The organism is Bradyrhizobium japonicum USDA 6, assembly GCF_000284375.1.
GTDB lineage: Bacteria > Pseudomonadota > Alphaproteobacteria > Rhizobiales > Xanthobacteraceae > Bradyrhizobium > Bradyrhizobium japonicum.
In genome coordinates this window covers 8,395,150-8,413,745 of record NC_017249.1, presented here as the reverse complement: position 1 = coordinate 8,413,745, position 18,596 = coordinate 8,395,150, and the positions used below count along the sequence as shown (strand labels likewise).

Here is an 18,596-nt window from a genome sequence, read left to right as displayed (position 1 = left end):
TGCCTGAGCGAGGTATTGGTTCAACCGCAGCGGCGGAAACTGAACTGCGACGGCTGATCAGCCATTATGCTGTGAAGCGGCAGTAGTGCTTTGGCAAGACCAAGGCCGTGACCGCCACGGCCCGGAAGATCGCAGTTCTGTTCTACAATGCTGTGCGATACGGAATGGACTATGTCGATCCCGGGGCCTCGTCCTACGAGACGCGCTACCGGACGCGAGTGGTCAACAATTTGCAGCGGCGTGCCAAGGCATTCGGCTTTGTTCACCTGCCCTTGGAGCCGAAAGTAGATGCTGCCGTTTCTTAGGAATCGTTCTCAAGCGTCAGCTCCCCGATCTTGGCGTGCAGCGTTTTCACGTCCCCCGCGGGCTCGCTCGTTCTGTTGCCACCGCGAGGACCAAAGACCTCGGCCGCCGCTTCCTGAAGCTGGGACTTCCACTGCGTGATCTGGTTCGGATGCATGTCGAAATGCTCAGCCAGCTCGGCCAGCGTCATCTCGCCCTTGATCCTTGATCGCCGCTAACGCCACCTTGGCCTTGAATGCGAGTGCGTGCTGCCGGCGGGCTCGTCTGCTCATCGTCTCTCCTGATTCGCGGGACAATCTTGCCCGCCGTCAGGCAGAAACTCCACTCATCGCCCTGTCCAGATTTCCGGAGCCAGCTCTTTCTGTTCTACGCGCTACCCGACATAGGCATCCGTCTGACGCCGTTCGAGACTTCCTGGCTAGCGCTCGCATTGTGGGGCGGTGCTTATCAAACGGAGGTCTTCAGGGCCGCATTCGAAGCTGTGCCGAAAGGCGAAGTGACGGCAGCTCGCGCTCTCGGCTTGCCGGCGTTCCAGACCTTTCTTGACATCACACTCCCGATCGCGTTGCGCATCGCGATCACCGGAACAACAACCACGGCGATCACGCAGTTCAGGTCGTCCTCCTTCATGATCGTCGTCGGCTATCAGGAATTGACCTATGTCGCCAACCGGATCGTGTCAGATACGTTTAAAGTGTTTGAGACCTTCGGAATCGCTTGTCTCATGTACCTGCTGGGGTGCAGCATAATAAGCGCTTTGTCTCGTACGTTCGAGCGCAGGCTCGCGGTTCCGGGGCTGGGAGTAGTTAAATGACCAACTGGGTTTGGCCTGTCACCCTTTACCTTGGTAAGAGCCTTTTGGTTACTTTGTGGATCTCGCTGCTCACCGTCATTTTGGCGACAATCCTTGGTCTCCTGATCGCGGCTCTGTCGCAAAGCACGCTCACGTTCGCGCGCTTTGTCGGACGGCTTTACGTTGAGTTGTTCCGCGGCGTGCCGTCGCTTATGATACTCCTCTTCGTGTTCTTTGCCCTTCCGCAAATTGGTCTCCGCACGGGCCCACTCACGGCCGCAATAATCGGATTGGGGCTCTGGGGCGGGGCGAACATCGGTGAGGTCTTTCGAGGCGCCTTGGATTCAATTCCACATCGCCAAGAGCAGGGCGCCCGAGCGCTTGGCTTGAGCGCAACGGAAGCGCTTGTGTTCGTCATTTTGCCACAAGCATTTCGGCGTGCGTTGCCGCCCTACGTCGGGCAGCTCACCGTTCTCGTCCAGGCGAGTGCACTGACGTCCGTTGTTGGGGTGTCGGATCTCTTGGGATCGGCGCGTCAAATGATAGAAAGACTAGCGTATGTCGGAACCGGAGACTCACACGCCATCGAGATCTATCTGGGCGTGCTGAGCATATTCTTTGTGATCTGCTACGCGTTGAGCGGGCTGGCCAGTATAATCGAACGCTGTCTTCGAGTCTGAAAACAATTCCTAGTCGATCGAAACCTTCTAGGGAAAGGCAATTGCGCCGTTTGAGCGAACCCGCTCGACTCCATCGAGCGCTTTGCGCGGAGACATGTTCTAGGGTCTGTACCTAAATAGCGCCACGTGATTCTCTTGCCTACGTGTTGATTCGGGGGCGAGAGAATGCGCGCTGGTTTGTTTTGGCTGAACGACAGGCAATGGGCGCGTATCGAACCGCATCTGCCGAGGGGACTGACGGGGCCGGATCGGGACGACGACCGACGCATCGTCAGCGGCATCATTCACATGCTGCAATCGGGTGCACGATGGCGTGATTGTCCACGTGAATACGGCCCTTACACGACGATCTACAATCGCTTCAATCGCTGGGCCAAGCGAGGACGATGGTGCGCAATCTTCGAAGCGCTGGCCAAGCCTGGCGAAGACGGCGTCGTACTGTCGCTCGACTCGACCTCGATTAAAGCTCACCGGTGTGCCTCCGGCGGAAAAGGGGGGAGCACAATCAAGCAATCGGCCGCTCGCGCGGAGGCCGCACGACAAAAATCCATGCGCTGAGCGATCCGCTCTGCCGGCCGGTCGTCCTGCATCTGACTCCAGGCCAGGATGCCGATATCGCTGCGGCTCCCGATGTCCTGGCGCTCGCGCCACCCATGAGCGTGCTCCTCGCCGACAAAGGGTATGATGGCGACAAGCTTCGCGGCGCAATCATTCGTCGTGGCGCCAAGCCCTTAATCCCCAATAAATCTAACCGTGTCGTCATCCATCGCTTCAACAAACGCGCCTACAAAGGACGAAATGTCATCGAACGCTGCTTTGGCAGGCTCAAGGACTTCCGGCGCATCGCCACGCGATATGACAAGCTCGCCCGTAATTTTTTGGCCGCTGTTCATCTCGCCGCTCTCGTCGCATATTGGCTCAATTGAGTCTGGACCCTAGTTCAAGCAAAGCCCAAACTGCACCGAGAGCGCGCCCACGCCAGTCAGATCATCGCCTAAAAAGCGGCCGTGCGGACGGCCAGAGTCGAATCCTCTTGGTCTGGACTCGCATCATCATACCGGACGGCAACTCGATCGTGCTGGAGCGCCAGCCGGGCGCCGACAGTGGTGGTTATGCCGGACTCGAGGACGATGTCGACAACCACTGGGGCATGCTATTCAAGGCCGCCGTTCTCTCGACCATGCTCAGCGTCGGAGCAGAGGCGGCACGAGCCAAATGAGAACAACCTCGTTCAAGCGATCCGTAGCGGTGCGTCCATCAGCATCAGCCAGACCGGCCAATTGGTCGTGCAGCGTCAGCTCAACATCCAGCCGACGCTGACCATCCGGCCAGGTTTCCGGTCCGCGTGATCGGCACGCGCGATTTGGTGCTGGCGCCCTACAGCAATGGAGGAGCGCCATGACGAAGCTCAAGCTTGGGCCGCTTGAAGACGACAAGCCAGTCAAGCTCACGACCGAGCTGCCGGCGGCGGTCTTTAGGGATCTCAGAAGCTACGCCGAGATCCTGACGCATAGCGTAGGTCTGATGACGCGGACCGAGCCTGCTAAACTGATTGCGCCGATGATCGAGCGTCGCATGGCGACCGACCGCGCCTTCGCGAAAGCACGGCGAAATACACTCAGCTCGCACCTCGGTCATAGCGTTCACGACGCAGGTCAAGAAACGGACGCAACGATGGATTGCCGTTAGCTTGCCGCCAGTAAGCGCGAAAGCTGAGCACAGGGTTTGCCGGTTCGGGAAGGCAAGGCGTCCAGCCATAAGATGTATTGGCCGAACAATTCGGTCGTCAAATCGGCCGGCGCCTGAACCCTGCCGCTATCGGCGAGAAAGCGGGCAAAGAACTTCAGTGCTTTCCAGCATTGGTGACGCGTGCTAGGTGACGACGATGCATGATGCCCCCGGAACGCCTCGGCATAGGGAGCAACAAATTCGGCTGGAAGATTGGGTTGCCCGAGGTCGAACCGCTGCGCCGGTTCGCCCCACGCATCCCGGAACGGCATCGTCAACTTAATCGACCGCCGAGCCGAAGGCGGCGATTCTCAGAGGTCGAGATTCGGCGATAGCGCTTGTCATGGAGATCTCGCGCCAAGTCGCAAAGGCTCGCTCGCGCGAAGCACGACGGAAGTCGGCGGTGGCGGCTCCGGCATAGGGGATGTGGAAAAGGTTCGCGACCTGATCGTGAACTGACAGAAAGCGTTGAGCCTGATGGGACGATTTGAAACGCTTCATGATCCGCTCGCGTCGGCTGATGAGAATTTTCGGCCCGATTGTTGAGAGCTTTGTGCTGGCGATGTTCGACGTGAAAGCCCATCTTCGCCCTCGCAGCGCCGTACGAACGCAGCTTATCCGTGATCATCACGCGCGGCGGCGTGCCGGCGGATTTCAAGAGCTTCTTCATGAGAAGCTGCGCAGCGCGCGAGTCTCTTCGGCGCTGGATCAAGACGTCGAGAACGAAGCCATCCTGGTCGACAGCGCGCCAGAGCCAATGTTGTTCGCCCGCGATCGAGATAACGACCTCGTCCAGATGCCATTTGTCACCGCGGGCGGGAGCGCGCTGGCGGATCCGATCGGAGAACGGCTTGCCGAATTTCCGTCCCCACTGGCGCACGGTTTCATAGGTCACGCCAATGCCACGCGCCGCCAGCATTTCCTCGACCATGCGCAAGCTTAAGGGAAACCGGAAATACAACCAAACGGCATAGCTGATCACTTCCGGTGGGAAGCGATGGCGGCGATAAAGAGGGGCCCGGGCGGTCGGCATGCCGGTCGTCTACCCCATCGGCCACCCCTATTCGTTAACTTGACGGTGCCGGTTGGGAGTGAGCCTACAAGCTTTGGCAGGCGACCAACTCAACGAGTTAAGGTATTCTGGGGCAAACTCGGTCGCAGATCACCGCGCAAAGCCGGGACACCGACCAGATCAAGGAGATCACTGATGGCCCACAAGAAACTGGTCAATCAGAGCGGGTTGTTGCTTACAGTGTTACTCATCACGCGTGTTGGCTCGGAGCCCAACCAGTCCGTGACGACGCGCGGCAGCAGCTGGGATAACGTGCTAAACACACATGACACGCTGGCCTTTAGCGGAGCGGACGGCCTGAACGTGGTGGGCTCGAATACGTAACCGCGGTCCACGGCGCTACGACCACCGACTCTCTACGGCCTGAACGCCGCCGGCAGTTTGATGGAAGCTCCCGTCGGCGACTAACGCGTCCCGGAAATCCGACGCTTTGTCGTGCTGAACATCGTCACCTTTCTGTGATCACTTCCAGACAGTGCGTCGCGCCGCCAGTTAAGCCTGTGGTCAGGCATAGGCAAAAGCGAATCCCTTTAAAGCGATCGTCAACGACGACTATCGCAAGGCCCAGAGAAGCCGGAAACGGACCGGCGCTTCCCCACATGATGCTCCGGTCCCTATCCAATTCTGAACCGATGATGTGACGCCGACCATGCTGCCCAGTTCTCAACAGGCCCGAGATGTGGCCTATCAGCTTCACGCCTATACCAACGCGCGGTCGCACCAACGGGCCGGGCCGCTCATAATTGAACGCGGCGAGGGCCCCTACGTCTTCGACACGGCAGGAAAACGCTACCTCGATGCGATGGCCGGTCTCTGGAGTGCGGGTCTTGGCTTCAGCGAAAAGCGGCTTATCGAAGCCGCGCATCGCCAGATGCAAATCCTGCCATTCTATCATACCTTCGCATCACGATCGAATGGGCCTTCCATCGCGCTTGCCGAGAAGCTGGTGAAGATGTCTCCGGTGCCAATGAGTAAGGTGTTCTTCACAAATTCCGGCTCGGAAGCGAACGATACGGTGTTGAAGCTGATCGCCTATCGATCGAATGCAGCGGGCCAGCCTCAGCGCAAGAAGGTCATCAGCCGGTTGCGCGGCTATCACGGCGTCACGATCGGTGCGGCAAGCCTGACCGGATTTCCAGACAACCACCGCTCTTTCGATCTGCCGCTCCCCAACATTATGCACACGGGCTCCCCCCATTTCTACAAGGACAGCCGTGCGGGCGAATCGGAGGAGACCTTTGCTACGCGTCGGGCCGAGGAGCTCGAGTCGCTGATTCAGCGCGAAGGTGCCGATACCATTGCAGCATTCTTCGGTGAGCCTGTCATGGGCGCGGGCGGCGTCATCGTTCCGCCGCCGACTTACTGGGACAAAATTCAAAGTGTGCTAAAAAAGCATAGCATCCTTTTGGTCGCTGATGAGGTGATTTGCGGCTTTGGCCGGACAGGAAAAATGTTCGGTTGCGAAACCTACAACATCGCGCCCGATGTAATCGTGGTGTCGAAGCAGCTCACGTCCAGTTATTTTCCGTTATCTGCGATCATAATGAATGACTACATGTTCGAACCAATCGCGGACGAGAGCAATAAGGTTGGACTGCTGGCTCATGGCTTCACGGGCGGTGGTCACCCGGTCGGAGCCGCCGTAGCGCTCGAAAACCTCAAACTCATCGAGGAGCGGGGTCTGATTGCGAACGTTGGCCACATCGGGGCCTACATGCAGGAACGGCTGCGCACGCTCGTTGACCATCCACTCGTTGGGGAGGTCCGTGGCGTTGGCCTTATTGCGGCAATCGAGCTGGTGCTGGACAAGAAACGGAAAGTCGCCGCTACTACTCCGGGCGATGTTGGCAGCATTGCGAGCCGGTTGCTGCACGAGCGAGGGATCATCGTGCGGAATGTAGACGATGCATTGTCGATATGCCCACCTCTGATCGTCAACAAGGATCAAATCGACGAGCTCATCGACGGGATCACGGGCATGCTCCACGATCTTAAGGCGACTGTAGTTAATTGTCGCGAGCCTCACTAGCGTTCACTCAACTCCGCTTAGTGCGCCGCGAGTCCGATTGTCTGGACATCCATCAATGAGGGGCAAGGTGCTCGACCTCGCGGTCGACGTCCGCGTCCGGAGCCCGAATTTCGGACGCTACGTTGCCGTCGAATTAAGCGAGCATAACCGGCGGCAACTATGGGTTCCGCGCGGATTCGCGCACGGTTTCGTTGTGTGCTCTCAGAGACCGCGGACTTTTTCTACAAATGCGATGATTTCTATAATCCGGAGAACGAGGTTTCGATCCGCTGGGACGACCCGGTGATCGGTATAAACTGGGGTATCAAAAAGCCGTCGCTCTCGGCCAAGGACGCGGCCGCGCCGCTGCTTGCCGACATCCAAAACTTCCATTGTACGGGCGGATACTGGTGACGGGAACCCGCGGGCAGGTCGGAGGTGCATTGATGCCCGCAGGTAAAGGGGATCGAGGCTGAAGTATTGGAAGGTTGAGGAACACGAACCGGTTCACCCGCATCGGAGGGCTGAAATGTCGCCTCCGTCTACACGGCTTAACAGGTGGAATGCTGATGATGATGTCGCCGGACAGTCGGCGCATTCGCCGCTGCCTTTGGGCGTAGCCGACAGCTGGATGGTGGGCATTTCACGGACTCTTCCTGGCCGAATCGTGTCTCTCGCTGCAGACCGGTGCCGGCGGCGCGGGCCGGATCAGCGGGCGGTCGCGGCCGAACGAGGCCAGCTGGGGTCATCTCCCGCGCGTCGAGCGCGATAGACGCGTCTTGGATTCGCCAGTCGAGGCCGCGGCTACGAGTTCGTTCCACGAGTCCGGCGGGTTTCCGCGGTCCAGCATCTTCCTGAACACGGCGTAGGCGTCGTTCGCGCTCTCGTAGGCGCGCAGCGTCGAGTCGTCGTTCACCCAGGCGAGAACGATGATCTTGGCGTCCGCCGATTGCTGATAGCGGAAGAACAGGCGGAACTGCTGCAGCAATTTCGCGCGGAACCAGTGCTTGTACTCGTCGCCGAGAGTGCCGCCCTGCCGATAGACGTCACGCGTTGGGTCACTCGGAATGTCGTCGAACGCCACCTTCAAGACAGCCGACAGGAGCTTCGCGGCGCGCTTCTTCTTGTATCCCTTCGGATCCTTCTTGCGCGCCTTCTCGACCGCCGCGATCATAGTCTCGAACTGGTCGAGAAATAGCGGATGGGCGTAGACCGTCCAACCGTTAACCCCGAAGGTGTCGTCGCTCACGTATCGTCTTCCGGCAGCGCCGCGTCGAGATCGACCTTAACACCCTTGACCAAGCCCTTGCCGCGCGCGACCAGCGACTTCGGCACCGGCCGGATCCGGGCTGGCTCGCTCCCCATGTCGCGGGCCAGGAACGCGAGGAACGTGCCGATCACCGGATCGCCGTGGTCGGCGCTCAACTGCTTCTTCGCGATCACAACGGTGCCGTCAGCGAGCCCCCGAAACACGACCTGGTCGCGCTTTCCCAGGGCCAGCATTTTGCGGATGGCGGCGGGCACGGTCGTCTGGCCGCGGTCTGTGATGGTCGCGGGGATCTCGAGGATTTCGGCGGTCTTGGCCATAGCGGCTCCTTGCGTCGTCACGACATCCCAATGTAATGCATCTGCATTGTAAGTCAAGTCTGCCTGGGTGCCTCGAGATGGCCGCAAACTGGCGATTCCGCCGTCTGGTGGAGTTGGCGCTGAAGCTCAACGAGAATGATGCACAATTGCCCGCCTCCAATGCCGCTGCTACAGCTGTGGCTCGGGGGTCTGCGCGAATGAATGGAAACTATAGAGCTGGCCCCGCAAATTCGGACAGTAGCTTGAGTGGATTTTCTGCCTGACAGCGGCGAGGATTCTTGCTGCGAATCAGGAGCGAAGATGACGAAGAAGAGCCGCCGGACGCATTCTCCGGCATTCAAGGCGAAGGTTGCTTTGGCTGCGGTCAAAGGAGACAAGACACTGGCGGAGCTGGCGCAACTGTTTGATGTTCATCCGAACCAGATCACGATCTGGAAAAACCAGCTCCTGGAAGGCGCCGCCGGCGTGTTTGGGCATGACAAGACATCGGCCGAGACGCCGGTCGATTTGAAGGCGTTACATGCCAAGATCGGCGAGCTGGCGTTGGAAAACGATTTTTTGTCCGGCGCGCTCACCAAGGCGGGCCTGCTGAGCGCAAAGCGATGATCGACCGCGGTCATGATCTTTCTATCGTGCGCCAGGCGAAGGTCCTGAAGCTGGCTCGCAGCACGGTCTACTATGAACCTCGGCCAGTTTCGGCCGAGGACTGCGCGTTTCGCGGGATCGTGAGCAAGGCTTTCGGAGCCTTGCAGCGCTTCGGCCGACAACTCAACCGGCTTAGGGATGACCTCGTGGTTAACGAGGAAGTCCAATGCCTACCCAGAGATTGTCGATGCGCCGGATCAAGGAAGTCCTTCGGTTAAAACATTTTCAAGGCCTGCCAGAGCGGGCCATCGCGCGGAGCGTGGGCGTCAGCAACGGCGTTGTGCACAGCTACCTGAGCCGCGCCCGCTCTGCTGGGTTGAGCTGGCCGCTTCCGGAGGGAATGACCGATGAAGACCTGGAGCTTTTGCTTTTCCCGGCCCCACGACCAGCGTCTCAGAGCCCGCAGCGGCCGGTGCCCGACTGGAGCTACATCGATAAAGAGCTCCGCCGGCGCAACGTAACCCGTCGCCTGCTCTGGGAGGAGTATCGCGCCGTTAATCCCGACGGTTTCGGGTACACGTGGTTCTGCACTACCTACGAGGCCTGGAAGGGGCGGGTCCGACCTTCGATGCGGCAGATTCATCTGGGCGGCGAGAAGGTGTTCGTGGATTTCGCCGGCGACACCATCGACATCGTCGATCCCCTGACCGGGGAAGTGCAGCCGATGAAGCTGTTCGTCGCGGCGATGGGCGCTTCGAACTACACCTACGCCGAGGCCTGCCCCAGCGAGAGCTTGGCCGACTGGATCCGGGCCCACGTCAACTTGTTCACGTTTTTGAGCGGAACGCCGACGTTCGTGGTCTGCGACAACCTCAAAGCCGCCGTCAGCAACCCCGACCGCTACGATCCCGGCCTCAATCGCACTTATGCCGAGATGGCGAGCCATTACGGCACGGCCATTCTCGCCGCACGGCCGCGGCGCCCAAAAGACAAGGCGAAGGTCGAGGTCGCGGTGCAAATCGCCCAGCGCTGGATTCTGGCCCGGCTGCGCAATCAGCGCTTCTTTTCCCGGGCCGAGCTCAACGCCGCCATCAAGACACTCGTCGACGAACTCAATGCTCGTCAAATGCGTGGCTTCGGCTCAAGCCGCGCCGAACTGTTTGCCGAACTCGACAAACCCAAGCTAACCCCGCTGCCAGATCAGCCTTATGCCTTCGCACGCTGGAAGCGCTGCCGCCTCGCTCCCGATTATCATGTCGAGGTCGACGGCCATTGGTACTCCGCGCCGTATCGTCTGATTGGCGAGCTGGTCGATGCCCGTATCGACGATCGGACGGTCGAGATCTTCCACAAGGGCCAGCGGATCGCCAGCCATGCCCGCGCGCCCAACCGACGCGGACACACCACCATCGCCGACCACATGCCCAGCGCCCATCGCCGCTACGGCAAATGGACCCCCGCCGCGGTGATCGCCGCCGGCGAGCGGATCGGTCCTTCGACAGCAGCGTTTTTCCAGGCCGTGATCGACGCCCGGCCCCATCCAGAACAAGGCTTTCGAACCTGCCTTGGCATTCTGGCGCTCGTCAAAAGCTACGGCGCCGACTGACCGGAATGGCCAAGGCCTTCGAGGAGCAGCGCCGATCGCCCGATCTCGAAGCCCTGCCGTTCGAAGATCGCATCGGCCTGTTGGTCGACCGCGAAGCCGCCGAACGCGACACCAGGCGGCTCACCACGCGCCTCAAGATCGCCGCACTGCGCCAGACTGCTTGCGTCGAGGACGTCGATCTGCGCACCCCGCGGGGCATCGACCGCGCCGTTTTCGCCAAACTCGTCGAAGGTCGCTGGATCGATCGCCACGAGAATTTGCTCGTCACCGGGGCAACCGGCCTGGGCAAAAGTTGGTTAGCCTGCGCGCTCGGCCACAAGGCCTGCCGCGACAACCGATCAGTCCTCTATCATCGCGTTCCAAGGCTGTTCGAGGCGCTCGCGCTCGCGCGCGGAGACGGACGCTACGCCCGGCTCCTCAAAAGCCTCGGCCGCGCTCAGCTTCTGATTTTGGATGATTGGGGACTATCGGTGCTCACCGCCGCGGAACGCCGCGATCTGCTCGAAATCCTCGAGGACCGACATGGCCGCGCATCCACCATCGTCACAAGTCAGCTCCCCGTGGACACCTGGCATGGAGCCATTGGGGACCCCACGGTCGCCGACGCCATTCTCGATCGCCTCGTCCACAACGCCCACCGCCTCCAGCTCACCGGAGAAAGCATGCGAAAACGCAGCGCCAAAACCATCACCCTTGACGGCCAACCAGAACACTGACTCTATCTCCCATCGGCCGTAGCGGGCTGCTCACGATCGTCTGAATTCAGTGCTCACGATCGCGCGAAATCGATGCACACGATCCGTGAAATCCGCAGATGCTCCCGGTGCGGGTCTATCGAGGGCTGTAAAGGGTGGTTTGTTGCTGATCGCCAGCATGCCAGATCGAAGCCCTGGTTCATATTTTGAAAGTGAGAACGGATGGATTTCCCCTCGACCAAGCGGGTGCGTGAACAATCGGACAGCACGGGCCCGCAAGAGAGCTCACCCGCGGCTCCGTCCGCAGCCGCGGCGACCTTTGAGCGGCAATTGAGCGAGATCGGCAGTTCAGGTGAAGGTGATGGAGCAATGCCGGCCGCCTCGACGCCGCAGCCGGCTCAGTCAAAAGGGATTCTGAGAAGGCTCAGCAAAAGCCCCCTTTATTCCCAGGATGCTCCCCTTATTTTGGGGCTTGAGAAGGCCCTCATCAAGGGCGGGGCCGCCAAAGGCACCGCACGAAATAATCTATATTCTCTTCGCAGCTTTGGCCAGTGGCTCTTCGCAAATAACAAAGATCCCATTGCTGCTCGGCTCGACGACGAAGAGTCGCTGACCGTTGATGCGCGCGTGTTCGAAAAGCGTCCCGCGACACTCCTTAGGGCAATAGACCATCTCAGGACCTCGCGGTCGACGGGCGGAATCGTGCCGATCGCAGGCCGCACTGAGTTGCATCCTTATCCCCAGGACGCAGCTCTGATCGAAGGGTACAAAAACGACGCAGCGACAGATACCGGCAAGAAGGATGCAAGCAAGAATGCAACTGCTCTTCGCAGTTTCAGCGACTACCTGCGTGAAAACAGCAAGAAGGGCATTGCTGCTCGTCTTTCAGACGAGGCGTTGGATGGAGATGTCAAGAGCTATAAGAGGGCCCCCGGTGCTGATTCAAGGATCGGTGCCGCTCTGGCTCATCTCCGAAAATCGCAGGCGGGCGCTAAGGCGATGGAGCTCGAGCGCCATATTGATTCCGAAGACGCGGCCCTGAAGGAGTCGAGGCAGGTCGGCGACGCTGCTGCGCAGCACAGTTCGTTGCAGAAAGCTGGCAGTTGGCCAGAGGAATTGCTTCCTGCGGAAGGCCATGATCAGAATTTGCTTTTGGGTCCGATGGACGAACCCGGCCCGCCGTCCTCGGCGCCGCAACCGGCTCAGTCAACTGGGGTTGCGATAGGGCACAAGAAGCGGCCTCTTCATTCCGAGGATGTTCCCCTTATTGCGGGGTTTGAGGAGGCCCTCCGGAATGGGAGCGCCGCCGAACGCACCGTCCGAAACTATCTATCTTCTCTTCGCAGCTTTGGCCAGAGGCTCTACGCAAATAACAAAAAGAGCATTTTTGCTCGGCTCGACGACGAAGAGTCACTGACCGCTGATGCGCGCGAGTTGTTCGAAAAGCGTCCCGCGACACTCCTTAGGGCAATAGACCATCTCAGGACCTCGCGGTTGACGGGCGGAATCGTGCCGATCGCAGGCCGCACTGAGTTGCATCCTTATCCCCAGGACGCAGCTCTCATCGAAGAGTACAAAAACGAAGCAGCGACAGATACCGGCAAGAAGGAAGAAGCCAGGAAGGATGCAACGGCTCTTCGCAGTTTCAGTGACTACCTGCGTGAAAACAACAAGAAGGGCATTGCTGGTCGGCTTTCAGGCAAGGCGCTGGATGGAGATGTCAAGAGCTATAAGAAGGACGCCGGTGCTGATTCGAGGATCGGTGCCGCTCTGGCTCATCTCCGAAAATCACAGGCGGGCCCTAAAGCGATGGAGCTCGAGCGCCATATTGATCCCGAAGACGCGGCCCTGATGGAGTCGAGACAGGTCGGCGACGCCGCTGCGCAGCACAGTGCGTGGCAGAAAGCTGGCAGTTGGCCAGAGGAATTGCTTCCTGCGGAAGGCCACGATCAGGATTTGGGCCGGATGGACGAACCCGGCCCGTCGTCCTCGGCGCCGCAGCCGGCTCAGTCAACTGGAATTTTGATAGGGCACGACAAGCAGCCTCTTCATACCGAGGATGCTCCCCTTATTTCGGGGCTTGAGGAGGCCCTCCGTAATGGGAACGCCGCCGAACGCACTGCCAGGGGCTATGTACGTACTCTTCTCAGCTTTGGCCACTGGCTCTTCGCAAATAACAAAGATCCCATTGCTGCTCGGCTCGACGACGAAAAGTCACTGACCGCTGATGCGCGCGAGTTCATCGGAAAGGGTAATCCCTTAAGGCTTCTTGCGGCGATAGTTCATCTCCGAACCTCGCAGTCGACGGGCGGAGTCGTGCGGATCGCAGGCCGCACTGAGTTGCATCCTTATCCCCAGGACGCGGCTCTCATCGAAGAGTACAAAAACGAAGCAGCGACAGATACCGGCAAGAAGGATGCAAGCAGGAAGGATGCAACTGCTCTTCGCAGTTTCAGCGACTACCTGCGTGACAACAACAGGCCGGGCATTGCTGCTGGGCTCGGCACGTCGTTTGATGGAGATGTCGAGAGCTATAGGAAGGTCGCCGGTGCTGATTCCAGGATTGGTGCCGCACTGGCTCGTCTCCGAAAATCGCAGGCCGGCGCTGAGGCGATGGAGCACGAGCGCCATATTGATCCCGAAGAGGCGGCCCTGAGGGAGTCGAGGCGGGTCGGCGACGCCGCTGCGCAGCACATTGCGTCGCAGAAGGGTGGCAGTTGGCCAGAGGAATTGCTTCCTGCGGAAGGCCATGATCAGGATTTGCTTTTGGGGCTGATGGATGAACCCGGCGCGTCGTCCTCGGCGCCGCAGTCAACTTGGATTGTGATAGGGAAGAGGAAGCAGCCTCTTTATTCCGTGGATGCTCCCCTTATTTCGGGGCTTGAGAGGGCCCTCATCAAGGGCGGGTTCAGCAAATCCGCTGCCGAGCAGCACGGAGGTTCTCTTCGTAGCTTTAGCCGTTGGCTTTTCGCAAAAGAAAACCGAGCATTCGTGATCGGCTCGACAATAAGTCGCTGACCGATGGCGGTGAGGTGCTCGAGTTCACCGGAGAGGGTAATCCAAAGAGACTCGTTCAGGCAATCGACTATCTCCGGACCTTGCGGTCGACGGGCGAAGTGCCGATCTCACGACGCGCTAAGCTGAATCCTCACCCCCAGAACGTGGCCTTTATCAATCCCGAAGACACGGTACTGATGGAGCCGAGGCGCGTCGACGCCGCCGCTGCGCAGCACAGCGCGTCGCAGGAAACTGGCCGTCGGCCAGAGGAGCTTCCCGCGGAAGGCCGCGATCAGGATTTGCTTTTGGGGCTGATGGACGAACCCCGCTCGTCGTCATCTCTCGAGCCAGCCGCGCGCCATGACCAGGCACCGGATCCCGGAGAGCCCGACCGCCAGCAGTCCCCGGACGAGCCGATGGCTGCGCTTGCCAGGAGCAACCGCCTGCCAAGCGAGGAGGTCCTCATCAACGATGAGCATGACACAGCTGAGTTGAGGCCAGCGAAGAGGCAGAGGACCCTAAACAATCCGCAAGGCGTTGCCGGCGAGCGGCAGCTGAGCGAGATCGCCAATTCAGGCGGCCAGCCGACACCGGCGCCTACCCATCAACAGGGTACGTCGTCATGGGAGACGCAGCCGATGCTGCTGCGGAGCGGCTACGAAGATGTCACGGCGCCGCATGCGGTCGCGACGTACGTCGGGGGCGCCGCTGCGCAGCACAGCGCGCGGCAGCGAGCTGTCAGTCGGCCATTGGTCCTCCCGGAAGGTTACGATCAGGATCTGCGCTTAATGGTGGAAGACGGCCCATCGTGGCCCGAGGTTCCTCCTGAGCAGGCGCAGGACATAGTCCAAGCTGGGCAGGAACCTGCCCGGCCGACCGTGGAAGCAGCGCCAACGCACTCTGCCAGGGCTCGCTCAAATACCTACGGCGGTATTGAGGTGTCGTTTAATCCGAATTCGCCCGCATCATTTGAGTTGCGTGACAATGCTTGCAGCCCGGCGCCTGGCTTTCCGCCGCCGTTTGCCGGGCCGGTACCGGGGCATCACCAGGGCGCTCAACAGCTCGGCTCGCCGCAGGGGCTTTCTCCGGTGTCCGCCCACTCGGACGATGACGCTTTGGCGTGGTTGAGCGAGGAGCTTGCGCGGCAGATGCAAGAACCGGCATCACCATCAACTGCCAGGGCTCAGGATCTCTATCGTGGATTTAAGGCACTGCTTGATCCGGATGTGGCCGAGTTGGATGACAGTGCTCACTTTGCGCCAGCGCCTTCTGCCAGGGCTCGCTCAGACACCTACGGCGGTCTTGAGGTATCGTTTAATCCGAATTCGCCCACATCATTTGAGTTGCGCGACAATGCTTGGAGCCGGGCGCCTGGCTTTCCGCCGCCGTTTGCCGGCCCGGTACCGGGGCATCACCAGGGCGCTCGACAGCTCGGCTCGCCGCAGGGGCTTTCTCCGGTGTCCGCCCACTCGGACGATGACGCTTTGGCGTGGTTGAGCGAGGAGCTTGCGCGGCAGATGCAAGAACCGGCATCACCATCAACTGCCAGGGCTCAGGATCTCTATCGTGGGTTTGGGGCACTGCTTGATCCGGATGCGGCCGAGTTGGATGACAGTGCTCACTTTGCGCCAGCGCCTTCTGCCAGGGCTCGTTCAGACACCTACGACGGTCTTCCATTGGTTGATCTGACCGCGCCCGCACCGTCCCCATTGCGCGACGATATCGTGCGGCGGTTTCCGATCACCTCCTCCGATGCTCAGATCGGGGCGTTGAATCCGATAGCCTTGTCCCATAACCGCGGGCTGGTGCTCGAGGACACGGAATGGCTGGGCGACGAGCATATCCTCAGGGATTACCAGCTTCAGGAGCTGGATTTGCAGAGGAGCGATTCGGATCTCGCCGCCCGGACGCGGTTCGTAGATCCCCTCGAAGCGCTGCGGCTGCGCCTGGGCGCGGAGAGCGACGTGCTACGCGTATTCCATCGCATCGTCCATGATCGGCGTGATAACGATACAGCCGACTTCCTGTTGCTGCCAGTGAACGATGCCAGTGCTACGGACCGCGGCAGGCATTGGTCGCTGCTGTTCGTTGATCGCAGCAACCGGCAACGGCCTGTCGCCTATCACTACGATTCCTACGGGAGATACAACGAGACGCATGCAAGACAACTCGCAGAAAGGCTGAACCTCGCCCTGCAGCCCGCCGGCATGGCCCAGCAGCAGAACACTTGTGATTGCGGCGTCTTTGTCGTGGACGGCACGCGGGAGCTGGTTAGGCAATTGGCGCAAGGACGGGAGCCAGACCAGCTGAACCTCAGCAACGTCGTTGCCAATCGGCAGGCACTGCAAGCGCGACTCAGGGGTTGATGTCGCCGTGGGCGGACCCTCGCGGCGCTTCTCTTTGAGCTTGAATGACGGCTGGAAGAAGTTCACCAGCAGGCGCGCCGCGGCGTAGAGACGTGCCATCACGCGGGCCGTCTCGCCCCCGTCGAAGCGCCCGTATCCGACGAGCCGCCGGACCACCGACAGCGCGATGCGGTTGTCGGCAAGGGCGAGCGCGCGACGCTGCGCTTCGGAAAGACCGGTCAGCTGACCGGCGCCTCGAGGAGACCGAGCTTTCGCGCGGCCAGGTATCGGCCTTCGCCCGCGATGATCGTGCCATCGCTGTCGACGAGCAGCGGGTACCGTCAAGTTAACGAATTGGAGCGGCCGAGGGGTAGACGACCGGCATGCCGACCGCCCGGGACCCTCTTTATCGCCGCCATCGCTTCCCATCGGAAGTGATCAGCTATGCCGTTTGGTTGTATTTCCGGTTTCCCAGCGGCTCATGAAGAAGCTCTTGAAATCCGCCGGCACGCCGCCGCGCGTGATGATCACGGACAAGCGTTCGCACGGCGCTGCGAGGGCGAAGATGGGCTTTTTCGTCGAACATCGCCAGCACAGAGCTCTCAACAATCGGGCTGAGAATTCTCATCAGCCGACGCGGCAACGCGGCGGATCATGAAGCGTTTCAAATCGTCCCGTCAGGCTCAACGGTTTCTGTCACTTCACGTTCCAGGCATCGTAAGTGGATCCGTAATCCCCGGGAAATTGACGAAACCTCAGACTCTCTCCTCAGCAGAGGTGTATCCGCGCCTGCGCTTGGCGCGCTCCAGCCGTCCGAATGCTTCGCCCGCTTCAGCGCTGGCATCGAAAGTCTGCACCATCGTCTGGCCGGTCGTGCCGATCCGGCCCCAGTCGCGGATCAGCGAGACCCCGCCGAACAAGGTCGGTTGGATCGAAAGCAAGTAAAACCGCCGCATGTTGCGGGTGATGTCGATGCGGCGAAGGTGAAGCGGCCCTAGCTTAAGGTTCGGCATGCATGGATTCTCGCTTCCTGTGGAAGCGAGGTCCAATGCTTTCTATGAATCGATCAGGGCCAAACGATTCATTCTCTCGCTACATCAATTGCACCAGGCGGGTGTCTTCGGACTGTGGCGATGATGTGGAGGCTCCACGGCCCGATTTGAACCCCACCGTCTCGCGGCAAAACCGAGACCGCAGTCTGAACTGATCGAGAAGCTCACTGAATCGCGCCGGAGCTCGGTCCAAGCATTGTCGATCCAGCAGCCTCAGCAAGGTTTGAAAGCTGACTAGGTGACATCGGTGCAGCCGTTGAGCGATCGACGGAGCAATTGCGGACGAACGGGAAATCGAAGTCCGGACACGGGTGAATTATGGAATGACACCCGGGCACTTCTTTGCCGGTGCTGCTGCAGAGAATCAAGCGCGCGATGTGGTCGGACATCGCCGACCTGCGTCTGGCAGCCCGACCAACCTTATGGGGTGTTGAAGAAGCGCGCGGCCTCTTAAAGGCCGCATTCTCTGTGGTAGGGCAGTATCTGAAAGCGCGTATGGCCGCGCAACCTGAGGCGAGAGGAGGATTCCGATGTTCGAGGCTAAAGACTATCGCGTGTGCTGCCATCACTTTGTCACCCCGACCGACCGCGCCGTCTACCCGGCGCAAGAGCCCTTACTAACCTACTCTGAGGCCCTCCGGCAGGTGCAGACCGAGCAGGCCAAGGGCTACATGGTGGCCTGGGTCATCGATCGCACCGGAGCAGGCGCCACCAATGAGATTGGTGGTTCGAACGCATCGGTTCGACGTTGATCGTAAGCGCAGCTCTGGCCCTTGGATTGGCGCTTGACGTCTGTTTTGATTACGGTGTGAGCCGGCACGGCTTCCACTTTTCCGACAACGTTGACGCTGGCCTCAAGCGCCTGCCTGTCGTCGAACCACTTTTTAGAGCTTGATCACATGATCGCAGCCGCGCCGAAGATCGAAGAGGCTGCAATGCCGTTTCCACGCCGAGTCACAAGCAGAAGAAACTCAACCAGGACTCGCGCTGGTCAGCGTCATCAGAAACTGTGCACGCTCGACAGGACGATCGAGCCAGTGCGTCGAGGTCTATTCCTGCATAGGAGGACGCGGCGAGGCGGCGGGAAAGTTGGAAGGTTGGGATCCAGCAAGGTCCCGATTCGCGCGCTGTACCTCGGCGGTCCC

The 18,596-nt window shown here is 60.2% G+C and carries 14 protein-coding genes and 8 pseudogenes; 16 read left to right on the top strand and 6 right to left on the bottom strand.

Annotation, left to right across the window (positions count from 1 at the left end; genetic code table 11):
• Nucleotides 1-92: 92 nt before the first annotated feature.
• Nucleotides 93-305 (top strand): annotated as a pseudogene (locus BJ6T_RS44735) (IS110 family transposase); the annotation flags it as partial.
• A gap of 2 nt (nucleotides 306-307) precedes the next feature.
• Here the strand turns inward: BJ6T_RS44735 and BJ6T_RS38960 are convergent.
• Nucleotides 308-575 (bottom strand): annotated as a pseudogene (locus tag BJ6T_RS38960) (transposase); the annotation flags it as partial.
• 26 nt (nucleotides 576-601) lie between these two features.
• On the opposite strand from BJ6T_RS38960, the gene BJ6T_RS38955 reads away from it, so the two are divergent.
• The 5 genes and pseudogenes from BJ6T_RS38955 (at nucleotide 602) to BJ6T_RS38935 (ending at nucleotide 3,465) form a co-directional block, all read left to right on the top strand.
• Nucleotides 602-1,117 (top strand): ABC transporter permease subunit, encoded by a 516-nt coding sequence (locus BJ6T_RS38955; RefSeq protein WP_014498012.1) that lies wholly within the window; start codon nucleotides 602-604, stop codon nucleotides 1,115-1,117.
• On the top strand, nucleotides 1,114-1,776 hold the full coding sequence (locus BJ6T_RS38950) for an amino acid ABC transporter permease (RefSeq protein WP_014498011.1): 663 nt from the start codon (nucleotides 1,114-1,116) through the stop codon (nucleotides 1,774-1,776). The genes BJ6T_RS38955 and BJ6T_RS38950 overlap by 4 nt, the downstream gene beginning before the upstream one ends.
• Before the next feature lie 165 nt (nucleotides 1,777-1,941).
• A protein-coding gene (locus tag BJ6T_RS44730; protein WP_240537934.1) for an IS5 family transposase occupies nucleotides 1,942-2,702 on the top strand; the annotation gives its coding sequence in 2 pieces (ribosomal slippage) (nucleotides 1,942-2,281 and nucleotides 2,281-2,702; 762 coding nt in all).
• A 74-nt stretch (nucleotides 2,703-2,776) separates the two neighbouring features.
• Nucleotides 2,777-3,178 (top strand): annotated as a pseudogene (locus BJ6T_RS44725) (TraB/TrbI/VirB10 family type IV secretion system protein); the annotation flags it as partial.
• A complete protein-coding gene (locus tag BJ6T_RS38935) occupies nucleotides 3,175-3,465 on the top strand; it encodes a DUF2274 domain-containing protein (RefSeq protein WP_011084496.1) in 291 nt (96 codons plus the stop codon). The pseudogene BJ6T_RS44725 and the gene BJ6T_RS38935, both read left to right, overlap by 4 nt.
• On the opposite strand, the gene BJ6T_RS38930 is transcribed toward BJ6T_RS38935, so the two are convergent.
• Together BJ6T_RS38930 and BJ6T_RS38925 are read right to left on the bottom strand one after the other, a co-directional pair.
• Nucleotides 3,462-3,776, bottom strand: a complete 315-nt coding sequence (locus tag BJ6T_RS38930; RefSeq protein ID WP_011084497.1) for a hypothetical protein — start codon at nucleotides 3,774-3,776, stop codon at nucleotides 3,462-3,464. The two genes, BJ6T_RS38935 and BJ6T_RS38930, sit on opposite strands and share 4 nt — an antisense overlap.
• A 7-nt stretch (nucleotides 3,777-3,783) precedes the next feature.
• Nucleotides 3,784-4,537 (bottom strand): annotated as a pseudogene (locus tag BJ6T_RS38925) (IS6 family transposase).
• A 174-nt stretch (nucleotides 4,538-4,711) separates the two neighbouring features.
• Here BJ6T_RS38925 and BJ6T_RS38915 point away from each other — a divergent pair.
• From BJ6T_RS38915 to BJ6T_RS49775, 4 genes are all read left to right on the top strand, one after another.
• Nucleotides 4,712-4,900: a hypothetical protein gene (locus BJ6T_RS38915; RefSeq protein WP_014498007.1), complete on the top strand. Its 189-nt coding sequence runs from the start codon at nucleotides 4,712-4,714 to the stop codon at nucleotides 4,898-4,900.
• Between the two features lie 325 nt (nucleotides 4,901-5,225).
• Nucleotides 5,226-6,605: an aspartate aminotransferase family protein gene (locus tag BJ6T_RS38910; RefSeq protein ID WP_014498006.1), complete on the top strand. Its 1,380-nt coding sequence runs from the start codon at nucleotides 5,226-5,228 to the stop codon at nucleotides 6,603-6,605.
• A gap of 55 nt (nucleotides 6,606-6,660) precedes the next feature.
• Complete coding sequence (locus BJ6T_RS42850) at nucleotides 6,661-6,891, top strand: dTDP-4-dehydrorhamnose 3,5-epimerase family protein (RefSeq protein WP_244651854.1); 231 nt, start codon at nucleotides 6,661-6,663, stop codon at nucleotides 6,889-6,891.
• Nucleotides 6,801-6,998, top strand: a complete 198-nt coding sequence (locus BJ6T_RS49775; RefSeq protein ID WP_018648901.1) for a dTDP-4-dehydrorhamnose 3,5-epimerase family protein — start codon at nucleotides 6,801-6,803, stop codon at nucleotides 6,996-6,998. The genes BJ6T_RS42850 and BJ6T_RS49775 overlap by 91 nt, the downstream gene beginning before the upstream one ends.
• A gap of 331 nt (nucleotides 6,999-7,329) precedes the next feature.
• Here BJ6T_RS49775 and BJ6T_RS38900 read toward each other — a convergent pair whose 3' ends face one another.
• Nucleotides 7,330-7,833, bottom strand: coding sequence for a type II toxin-antitoxin system YhaV family toxin (locus tag BJ6T_RS38900; protein WP_011084500.1), 504 nt, complete (start codon nucleotides 7,831-7,833; stop codon nucleotides 7,330-7,332).
• Nucleotides 7,830-8,171 (bottom strand): type II toxin-antitoxin system PrlF family antitoxin, encoded by a 342-nt coding sequence (locus BJ6T_RS38895; RefSeq protein ID WP_014498004.1) that lies wholly within the window; start codon nucleotides 8,169-8,171, stop codon nucleotides 7,830-7,832. The genes BJ6T_RS38900 and BJ6T_RS38895 overlap by 4 nt, the downstream gene beginning before the upstream one ends.
• Nucleotides 8,172-8,471: 300 nt before the next feature.
• Between BJ6T_RS38895 and BJ6T_RS38890 the strand changes: the two are divergent.
• From BJ6T_RS38890 to BJ6T_RS38870, 5 genes and pseudogenes are all read left to right on the top strand, one after another.
• Nucleotides 8,472-8,884, top strand: a pseudogene (locus BJ6T_RS38890) (transposase); the annotation flags it as partial.
• Nucleotides 8,885-8,982: 98 nt separating this feature from the next.
• Nucleotides 8,983-10,359 (top strand): annotated as a pseudogene (istA, locus tag BJ6T_RS38885) (IS21-like element ISFK1 family transposase); the annotation flags it as partial.
• A gap of 8 nt (nucleotides 10,360-10,367) precedes the next feature.
• A complete protein-coding gene (gene istB / locus BJ6T_RS38880; protein ID WP_014497929.1) occupies nucleotides 10,368-11,078 on the top strand; it encodes an IS21-like element ISFK1 family helper ATPase IstB in 711 nt (236 codons plus the stop codon).
• 201 nt (nucleotides 11,079-11,279) lie between these two features.
• Nucleotides 11,280-16,420, top strand: a pseudogene (locus BJ6T_RS49475) (Ulp1 family isopeptidase).
• 362 nt (nucleotides 16,421-16,782) lie between these two features.
• Nucleotides 16,783-17,104 (top strand): annotated as a pseudogene (locus tag BJ6T_RS38870) (DDE-type integrase/transposase/recombinase); the annotation flags it as partial.
• A gap of 50 nt (nucleotides 17,105-17,154) precedes the next feature.
• On the opposite strand, the gene BJ6T_RS38865 reads toward BJ6T_RS38870, so the two are convergent.
• Nucleotides 17,155-17,412: a WGR domain-containing protein gene (locus BJ6T_RS38865; protein ID WP_014498000.1), complete on the bottom strand. Its 258-nt coding sequence runs from the start codon at nucleotides 17,410-17,412 to the stop codon at nucleotides 17,155-17,157.
• Between the two features lie 569 nt (nucleotides 17,413-17,981).
• Here BJ6T_RS38865 and BJ6T_RS38860 point away from each other — a divergent pair.
• A complete protein-coding gene (locus BJ6T_RS38860) occupies nucleotides 17,982-18,203 on the top strand; it encodes a hypothetical protein (RefSeq protein WP_014497999.1) in 222 nt (73 codons plus the stop codon).
• Nucleotides 18,204-18,596: the final 393 nt, after the last annotated feature.

Bases quoted from the DNA above. Each gene is read 5' to 3' on its own strand.
- BJ6T_RS38895 (WP_014498004.1), bottom strand. From the start codon at position 8,171: ATGGCCAAGACCGCCGAAATCCTCGAGATCCCCGCGACCATCACAGAC.
- BJ6T_RS38910 (WP_014498006.1), top strand. From the start codon at position 5,226: ATGCTGCCCAGTTCTCAACAGGCCCGAGATGTGGCCTATCAGCTTCAC.
- istB (WP_014497929.1), top strand. From the start codon at position 10,368: ATGGCCAAGGCCTTCGAGGAGCAGCGCCGATCGCCCGATCTCGAAGCC.
- BJ6T_RS38860 (WP_014497999.1), top strand. From the start codon at position 17,982: ATGTTCGAGGCTAAAGACTATCGCGTGTGCTGCCATCACTTTGTCACC.
- BJ6T_RS42850 (WP_244651854.1), top strand. From the start codon at position 6,661: ATGAGGGGCAAGGTGCTCGACCTCGCGGTCGACGTCCGCGTCCGGAGC.
- BJ6T_RS38915 (WP_014498007.1), top strand. From the start codon at position 4,712: ATGGCCCACAAGAAACTGGTCAATCAGAGCGGGTTGTTGCTTACAGTG.
- BJ6T_RS38930 (WP_011084497.1), bottom strand. From the start codon at position 3,776: ATGCCGTTCCGGGATGCGTGGGGCGAACCGGCGCAGCGGTTCGACCTC.
- BJ6T_RS38950 (WP_014498011.1), top strand. From the start codon at position 1,114: ATGACCAACTGGGTTTGGCCTGTCACCCTTTACCTTGGTAAGAGCCTT.
- BJ6T_RS38865 (WP_014498000.1), bottom strand. From the start codon at position 17,412: ATGCCGAACCTTAAGCTAGGGCCGCTTCACCTTCGCCGCATCGACATC.
- BJ6T_RS38935 (WP_011084496.1), top strand. From the start codon at position 3,175: ATGACGAAGCTCAAGCTTGGGCCGCTTGAAGACGACAAGCCAGTCAAG.